Origin of the sequence: Flavobacterium sp. (genome assembly GCF_046155325.1) — a bacterium.
GTDB lineage: Bacteria > Bacteroidota > Bacteroidia > Flavobacteriales > Flavobacteriaceae > Flavobacterium.
This window is the reverse complement of record NZ_JBJXDQ010000001.1, coordinates 1-8,307: the sequence shown is the minus strand read 5'-3', so window position 1 is coordinate 8,307 and position 8,307 is coordinate 1. Positions and strand designations below refer to the sequence as shown.

The following is an 8,307-nucleotide window of genomic DNA, read 5'->3' as shown; positions in this document are numbered from 1 at the left end:
ACATGCCATAATTTTATATATATTGTTGCTATGAATGCAACTTATGTTCTTAAAACGATCAGTTTGTAAAGATAGCAAAGATTTTAGATTTCGTCCCGATACTTCGGGATTAGATTTCAGATTTTTTGAAAAAAGAAAACTTGATTTCTATTTCTCTTTACAATATTTAACATCGATTATATATTTAATACATTCCTATTAAAATTGGATTATTTTCATACCAGGTCTGCATTATACTAATCGTTTTCGGACAATTATAAAAATGACACGGTATTATTATTTATTTCTGATTTCAAAAACATACTTTCCTGAGAGCGCAAATAAACGCAATTGGTTCGTTTGCGTTGAAAGTATCTTTATATGCGAATTATTATTTATATTCTTACCAGATTCATACACCACTTGATTCTCCGCAACTGGCAAAATAATATCTGCTTTTGAATTAGTTGGGATTTCAATTTCCATTTGCAAAGTGTCATTGCCTTTGTGTGTCCACGATACAGCAACTTCCCCGTAAGGAGAATTGAATGTAGTATTTTGCTCTTTTATTACATCTGTTAATTGAGGAACTATAAGTAAGTGTTCAAAAGCCACTGATTTTTCCACCTGACGGATACCTGCTACTCCTGTAAAAAACCAGCCTCCGCCAGATGTAAAACAAGAATGAATATTAGACCAATAGCCATTCCACTGCTCCCAACTAGTGTTTGCTCCTTGCGCAATCATATTACCCCAGCCCGGATAGGTTTTTTGTTTCATCATTAAATAAACGAGATCAGAGCGACCTATTTCTACAAGATATTGCAGCATAAAATAAGTCCCTAGCATGCCTGTATTGAGATGCCCATCATTGGTGATTTTTATATCAGTTACAAGATTTGTCAAAACACGGTCTCTTTCAGCTTTTGCAGGTACGTCCATTAACAATGGAAATACCAAATATGATTGTTCGCCGTTTGCATAAATTCCTTTTTCGTTGTTATAATAGCGTTCGTGGATTTTATTTTTCAATGTTTCGGATATGTTTTTGTACTTTTCACTATCAGTGGTTTTACCCAATACACTGGCAGATTCCGCTAAAATTTCGTATAAGTATAGTTTGTAACAATTGTTAAATACTTCTTTTTCCGTTTTTCCCACTTTATCTTTCGAATCCATTCCCTTGCCCGGAGGTACCCAATCGCCAATAAACCCCCAAGTTTCATCACCGTAATGCATTAGAATTCCATCTTTGCTTTTTGTTTCCAAAAAATCTACATAGCGCACCATTGCATCATAAGAAGAACTCAAAAACGTTGTGTCACCATAATATTTATATATTTTCCAAGGTATAACAACTCCAGTACCACCCCAACCTGGTCCTCCGCCAGCGCCATATGGCGAAGGTGCCGTATTTGGAATTTTTCCGTTTGGACTTTGTTCAGAAATCCAATTTTGAGCCCATTTTTTATAAAAATTACCTAATTCGAAATTATAGATTCCCGTTTCGATTGCCACTTGACCATCGCCGTAACCCAAACGCTCTCGATGTGGACAATCCACAAAATATCCGCCAATGTCTAAACATCGAAATGTGTAATGGTTTAGCTCATAAATAGCATTCAAATCCTGGTCAGAAGAGGTAAAGCTGCCAACTTCATCAAGATTAGATTCTATCATATACCCTGTAATATCGCTAGCTTTTGGTTTGTAGTTTAACCCCTGAATAATCACATAACGAAAAGCGTGGACGTTAAATTTGGGACTAAACACACCACTTTTTGAAGACGACGATATATACCCATCTCTTTGATTTATATATTTATTCCCAAAATCCCATTTGTATTTAGATTTTTTTTCAGGCTTTTTGTTACAGAAATCGGAATAAATAAAGTCAATTGTATCGCCCAGTTTCTGATTTTTAATTTCCATCTTCATCCAACCGGTGAAATTTTTACCAAAATCGACCAGCCAAACCTCTTTGTCTATTTGCGAAATATTCTTAACCGCTATACTTTCAGAAATAATATTTGGTCTGCAAATTTGCGATTTTGTAACTGCGGTTGGTTTTGCAATACGAATGGCACTTTTTCGGTTGGTATTGTTTTTATCGGTTGCCCAATCATTCATAGTAATTCGATTGTCGACTAGTTCACCACCCAAATTATTCCATCTCATATTCCCGATTTGGCTAATATTGCTATTGGATGTAGTCCAAGTAGTATCTGAAACTATTATCAGATCATTTTGGTTTGAAGATAAATGAGCTTGAAGACGAAAAACAGGTGATTGATGAATAACTCCGGGCAATCCTGCGGAATACCAGCCACGTCCTGTCCATAAACCTATAGTGTTTTCTCCAATCTTTAGAAAATCCTTGACATTATAAGCGAGATAGTAATTTTCAGTTTTAAAGTTACTAACTGCTGGCGAAAGAACATCGTTTCCTACTTTCTTTCCATTTATATAAAGTTCAAAATATCCTTGACAATTCACAAAAATATTCCCTAAATCGGGGATTTTATCAATCCTGAATTTTTTTATAAAAACGGGAGCGTAAATAGAATCAGGAGTACTTATCCAGTCTGCTTTCCAATCTTTTTCCGCTAATAAACCGGTAGAAAAATCATTCTCCTTTGACCATAAACTTATTTTTCCGTTGTTGTCCCAAATCTGTATTTTCCATTTATAAGCTGTAACAGATTCTAAACGTTTCCCGAGATATTTTCGCAGGATAGTACTGTTTGAAATTACTTTTCCACTATTCCAACAAGTGTCTTTTGAATTTTTTGACCAAACAACAATTTGATATGCTTTCTGATATCTGTTCTTTTTTTCTGATTTCAATTTCCATGAAAACTCGGGGGTTTCATTGTCAACGCCAATAGGATTGTGTTCTTGGTCTAATTTGGCTTCATAAATAGAAATGTCCGAATAATTTTGCGAATAACAGGAACTAATGCTGGCCTGAGTAAATATAAAACTTAGGATAAATGCCTTTAGAAATGTAAATATTTTTTTTGTTAAATCTTTCATTTTATGGTTTATTTTCTATCTTACTTCACTCCCTAATTTTATACAGTTTATCAGACAATCGAATTCTAAACGGTAATTTTAGCGTAATATTTTCTCCAGCAACTGCTTTTTCAGCAGCTATTTGGTTAACAAACATTTCTTCGATAATCAATTGTTGTTCTCCGGTTGTTGAACCTTTTATTAGAATTTTATCGCCAATTTTGAGTTCGTTTTCTTCAATTTCGAATTGAGCGATACTTGCTTTTGGATAAAAATGAGTCCCTTTTCCGATGAATATTTTTTTTATTTTTGGAGCTTTAGCAACAACTGATTTTTTTTCTTCAGCTACAAAAACGCTATGACTTTCCATATTATTTTTGAACGTTAGAACGTCTGATTTTCCTTTTTTGAAGATTTTATTTCCGTTTTTAATGCCACGGCGAACCGCTTTTTGCTCGTCTTCGGGGAGATGAATTATCGATACACATTCGTCCGAACAGCAGCCTTCCATTTTAGATTTGCACGATTCACATTGGATAAAAAGCAAGTGACAGCCTTCATTGGCGCAATTCGTATGAACATCGCAAGGAGCTCCACATTGATGGCATTGAGAAACAACATCGTCGGTAATTCTTTCACCCAAGCGGTGATCGAAAACAAAGTTTTTACCTATGAATTTACTTTCTAAACCCTCTGCTTTTACTTGTCGGGTGTATTCAATAATACCGCCTTCAAGTTGGTACACATTTTCAAAACCTTTGTGTTTGAAATAGGCGCTAGCTTTTTCACAACGAATTCCTCCAGTGCAATACATCAATAGTTTTTTGTCTTGTTTGTGTGCTGAAAGTTGTTCTTCGATAATGGGTAAACTTTCTCGAAAAGTGTCTACATCGGGTTTTATAGCATTAGTAAAATGACCAATTTCAGATTCGTAATGATTCCGTATATCGACCACAATCGTGTTTGGATCTTCGAGTAGTTGGTTGAATTCATTGGCTTTGAGATGAATTCCAATATTGGTTACATCAAAAGTTTCGTCTTCTAGTCCATCAGCAACTATTTTATCACGGACTTTTATAGTCAATTTCAAAAAGGAGTGGTCGTCTTGTTCGACAGCAACATTCAGCCGAATTCCTTGCATGAAATCATATTTTTCTATACTTTCTTTAAAAGCATAAAAATGATCTGCAGGAAGTGAAAGTTGAGCATTAATTCCTTCATGGGCGACATAAATTCGACCTAGAACCTCGAGCGGATTCCATGCTAGAAATAATTCGTTTCTGAATTGAGTTGGATTTTGAATTTGCGCATAAGCATAGAAAGAAAGCGTTAATCGCTGTTTTCCTGCTTCGTCAATAAGTATTGACCTTTCTTCTGCGCTCAAAGTGTTGTACAGTTGCATGCTATAAACAGATTTAAGTTTGAAAAATTATTTTTGCAAAAGTAGAATCTTTACCGCAAAGGCACAAAGTTTTTTCGCAAAGTTCACAAAAGGAAAATAAAAAACACGGTTAAACGTGGTTTTCGAGGATGTGTAAAATTTAATTTTTACTTGATAATGGTACAAACGCCATTGACACATTTTACTTCGGTTGGAGGTATTTGATACATACAATCCGATACTGCATCAGTTTTAAGGTTGTATTGTTTATTCATTTCATTATAATTTTTCACCATTTCTTGAAGTTTCACTATGTCTACAGCGTTTGAAAAAAGTAAATATGACCAAGGTCCGCCGCAAGGTTTTGTACCAAAAGCAATAAAACCGCAACCTACACTTTCGGAACAACTAAAACTATTTATATAATTTTGAATTTCCTGTTTTTTTATTTCTAATTCCTCAGAAGTTATATTTTCGGATGAGTCATTTGGGTCAGTACATTGAAAACTTTGCAATAAGATAGAAAGCACTATTATTTTAAAAAACCACTTCATAATTAAGGATAATAAAAGTTGTCTATTTCATTGTAAATTTAAAAAAAATTACCGCAGATTCGCAAATTATTATTTTAAAATTTGCGAATCTGCGGTAAAATTAAATTTTGTTCTTCTTAGTTAACAGTCTAGCAAAATTCCTCGAAAGCATCTTTCAGGTTTTCTGCAATTAGTTCTGCTGGACGACCTTCAATATGATGACGCTCTAACATGTGAACTAATTCGCCATCTTTGAACAAAGCCATACAAGGCGATGACGGAGGAAAAGGGAACATGTGTTGTCTTGCAGCATCTACAGCTTCTTTATCTACTCCTGCGAAAACAGTGATTAAATGATCTGGTTTTTTAGACCCTTCTAAGCTCATTTTCGCTCCTGGACGTGCATTTCTTGCCGCACAACCACAAACGGAGTTTACTACAACTAGTGTTGTTCCTGATGCTTTTATAGCGTTATCAACTGCTAAGGCACTATGTAAATCTTGAAAACCTGCAGCTGTTAATTCGGCTTGCATTGGTTTTACCATTTCTTGTGGATACATACTATTTTTGTTTAAAATTGTTTAAAGTTTTCTTTGTTTAAAGTTTTGCAAAGTTACGAAGTTTCAAAGCAAGATGTAAGTTTGAATTATAAAGTTTTGTTATAGTTTGATAGGGTTAGATTTTGAAACGAAAAGAGTAGCCTAAGGCTAAATAGTATTCTGGAGAAATCTTAGACAAACCAAATCCTCCTGAAATATCGAATTGATGATTGGGATTAAACAGATACGTAAAACCTGCATCAAGGCGATGATCTGGTTTTTCAATTTGTGGCACAAATCCATAAAATTCAATATAACAACCAATTTTCCCCGTCAAAGAATATCCAGAGGTTAGGGTATAAATAAAAGTGGGTTCGGCAGTTTCACCATTCCATTCAGCACCAAAATTATAGCTTAAAGACTGTTTCTTTGAGAGCGTGTGTTGCATGGTGAATCGAAATTCGGGAGCATAATATAAAGTTTGAAAATTTTTTGAACCTGCTTTTGGAATTACGATGTGGCCAATAAAAGAAGTCAATGGAATCAGCCCTTTTTCTTCAAAAAGACGTGTTTTTAAACCTATTAATATGGGGTTAATTCCGGATATGTTATTAGAAAAATCATCTTCAATACTATATTCTGTGATGAGTCGCAATTCAAAATGATCGTTTATTCCAAAGCGGGTTAAGATAGTTGGCGTTACAATTTGGCTTGATTCAGTATTTTTTTTTTCATAAGTAAATCCATTTTCGAGTTGAAAATAATGTATAGGAACTATAAATGGACATTCCGTTTGGTCTGGCCTGTCGGTTTGAATAGATGGCAATTCTTGTGCAAATGACCCGTATTGTATTAGAAATAAAAAGAAAAAAAGTAAGATTGTTTTATTTATTTTGATTAGCATAATTTATTTTTTAGACAAATCTAAAAAAAATATTACCCAAATCAAATTATTTGTTACTTTTGTCAGTGATTTTAATTTTAAATTATGGCAAAGTCACTCGAAGAAGTAAACGAATCGGTATCGGCACAAAATAAAACATCAACTTTCCGAAAAATATTAGCGTTTTTTGGCCCCGCTTATTTGATCAGCGTTGGTTATATGGATCCGGGTAATTGGGCGACTGATTTAGCTGGAGGAAGTCAGTTTGGGTATTCTTTACTTTGGGTTTTATTGATGAGTAACATGATGGCATTGCTTTTGCAAAGTTTAAGTGCCCGATTAGGTATTGTTACCCAACGTGATTTGGCTCAAGCTTCAAGAGAAACCTATTCGAAGTTCATCAATTATATTCTTTACTTTTTGGCCGAGATAGCCATTGCAGCTTGCGATCTTGCCGAGGTATTAGGAATGGCAATCGGACTTAATTTATTATTTGGAATTCCATTGTTAGAAGGGGTTTTAATAACGGTGCTAGACACTTTTTTATTATTATTTTTGATAAACAAAGGCATCCGAAAAATGGAAGCTTTTATAATCGCTTTGGTTGCCATTATTGGATTTTCGTTTATTTTCGAAATGATTTTTGCCCAACCCGAAATAGGGAATGTTTTAACGGGTTTGATTCCTAGTATTCCCACTGAGGAGGCGTTATATATTGCCATCGGAATTATAGGTGCTACCGTAATGCCTCACAATTTATATTTACATTCGTCATTGGTGCAAACCAGAAAATTTGATAGGAGTAAAGCGGGCATAAAACAAGCTTTGAAATATAATTTTATCGACAGCACTATTGCTCTAAACTTAGCTTTTTTTGTAAATGCGGCTATCTTAATTTTGGCGGCAGCTACTTTTTATAATAACGGACTCTTTGAAGTGGCCGAAATTCAAGATGCACATCGCCTTCTGGAACCCATGTTAGGAACGCAATGGGCACCCATTTTATTCGCGGTTGCTCTTATTGCTGCTGGGCAAAGTTCTACTATAACAGGAACTTTGGCAGGTCAAATTATTATGGAGGGTTATCTCAATTTACGAATTCAACCTTGGGTTCGCCGCATTATTACTCGACTTATTGCTATTGTACCAGCCGTAATTGTGATTTCTATTTTTGGCGAAAGCGTGACGGGAAAAATGCTAATATTAAGTCAGGTGATTTTGAGTTTACAATTGGGTTTTGCTATTATTCCGTTGATCCATTTTGTGTCGGATAAATCAAAAATGAAAGGTTTCCATATTTCAAGAGCGACCCAAATTGCCTCTTGGATTGTGGCTACTATAATTGTTTCCTTGAATGCCAAATTGGTTTTCAACGAAATTCAAGGCTGGCTAGAAACATCTGAAAATCCGCTACTACTTTGGTTAACAGTTGTCCCATTGGCTATAAGTTTTTTAATCTTATTATTATATATTGTGTTCAAGCCGTTTTTCTCCAAGAATAAAATCAAAATCTACAACCATTCTCCTCACAATTTGCAACTTAAATTTTCTAAGACAGGGAGTTTTAGCAATAAGAATATTGCTATTACAGTTGATTTTTCAAACGCCGATGAAATTGCTATTAATAGTGCTTTTGAGTTGGGAGGCTTAGAGGCAAAATATACTTTAATTCACGTAGTAGAAACTGTAGGCGCCATTATGTATGGCGAAAATGTTGAGGATCACGAAACCTTATTAGACGAAAAATTATTGCTTGAATACCAAGAAATGCTTACCAAAAAAGGATATAAAGTGACCACAAAATTAGGTTTTGGAAAACCAAACAAAGTGATTCCAACACTAATAAATGCGGAACCATTTGATGTTTTAGTAATGGGAACTCACGGACACACTGGTTTAAATGATATGCTTTTTGGCACAACGGTAGACAATGTGCGGCATAAAATTAAAATCCCGTTGTTTATTGTAAAGATTTAG

The 8,307-nt window shown here is 34.7% G+C and carries 6 protein-coding genes; 1 reads left to right on the top strand and 5 read right to left on the bottom strand.

Annotation, left to right across the window (positions count from 1 at the left end; genetic code table 11):
• Positions 1-276 precede the first annotated feature (276 nt).
• From ACKVOD_RS00030 to ACKVOD_RS00010, 5 genes are all read right to left on the bottom strand, one after another.
• A complete protein-coding gene (locus ACKVOD_RS00030) occupies positions 277-3,015 on the bottom strand; it encodes a family 78 glycoside hydrolase catalytic domain (protein ID WP_409207432.1) in 2,739 nt (912 codons plus the stop codon).
• Between the two features lie 25 nt (positions 3,016-3,040).
• Positions 3,041-4,396, bottom strand: coding sequence for a rhodanese-related sulfurtransferase (locus tag ACKVOD_RS00025; protein ID WP_409207431.1), 1,356 nt, complete (start codon positions 4,394-4,396; stop codon positions 3,041-3,043).
• A gap of 146 nt (positions 4,397-4,542) precedes the next feature.
• Positions 4,543-4,929, bottom strand: coding sequence for a hypothetical protein (locus ACKVOD_RS00020; RefSeq protein ID WP_409207430.1), 387 nt, complete (start codon positions 4,927-4,929; stop codon positions 4,543-4,545).
• 128 nt (positions 4,930-5,057) lie between these two features.
• Positions 5,058-5,468, bottom strand: coding sequence for a BrxA/BrxB family bacilliredoxin (locus ACKVOD_RS00015; RefSeq protein WP_409207429.1), 411 nt, complete (start codon positions 5,466-5,468; stop codon positions 5,058-5,060).
• A 115-nt stretch (positions 5,469-5,583) separates the two neighbouring features.
• A complete protein-coding gene (locus tag ACKVOD_RS00010; RefSeq protein ID WP_409207428.1) occupies positions 5,584-6,351 on the bottom strand; it encodes a transporter in 768 nt (255 codons plus the stop codon).
• Positions 6,352-6,435: 84 nt separating this feature from the next.
• On the opposite strand from ACKVOD_RS00010, the gene ACKVOD_RS00005 reads away from it, so the two are divergent.
• Entirely contained in the window at positions 6,436-8,307 is a 1,872-nt protein-coding gene (locus ACKVOD_RS00005; RefSeq protein WP_409207427.1) for an Nramp family divalent metal transporter, read from the top strand.

Bases quoted from the DNA above. Each gene is read 5' to 3' on its own strand.
- ACKVOD_RS00030 (WP_409207432.1), bottom strand. From the start codon at position 3,015: ATGAAAGATTTAACAAAAAAAATATTTACATTTCTAAAGGCATTTATC.
- ACKVOD_RS00025 (WP_409207431.1), bottom strand. From the start codon at position 4,396: ATGCAACTGTACAACACTTTGAGCGCAGAAGAAAGGTCAATACTTATT.
- ACKVOD_RS00020 (WP_409207430.1), bottom strand. From the start codon at position 4,929: ATGAAGTGGTTTTTTAAAATAATAGTGCTTTCTATCTTATTGCAAAGT.
- ACKVOD_RS00015 (WP_409207429.1), bottom strand. From the start codon at position 5,468: ATGTATCCACAAGAAATGGTAAAACCAATGCAAGCCGAATTAACAGCT.
- ACKVOD_RS00010 (WP_409207428.1), bottom strand. From the start codon at position 6,351: ATGCTAATCAAAATAAATAAAACAATCTTACTTTTTTTCTTTTTATTT.
- ACKVOD_RS00005 (WP_409207427.1), top strand. From the start codon at position 6,436: ATGGCAAAGTCACTCGAAGAAGTAAACGAATCGGTATCGGCACAAAAT.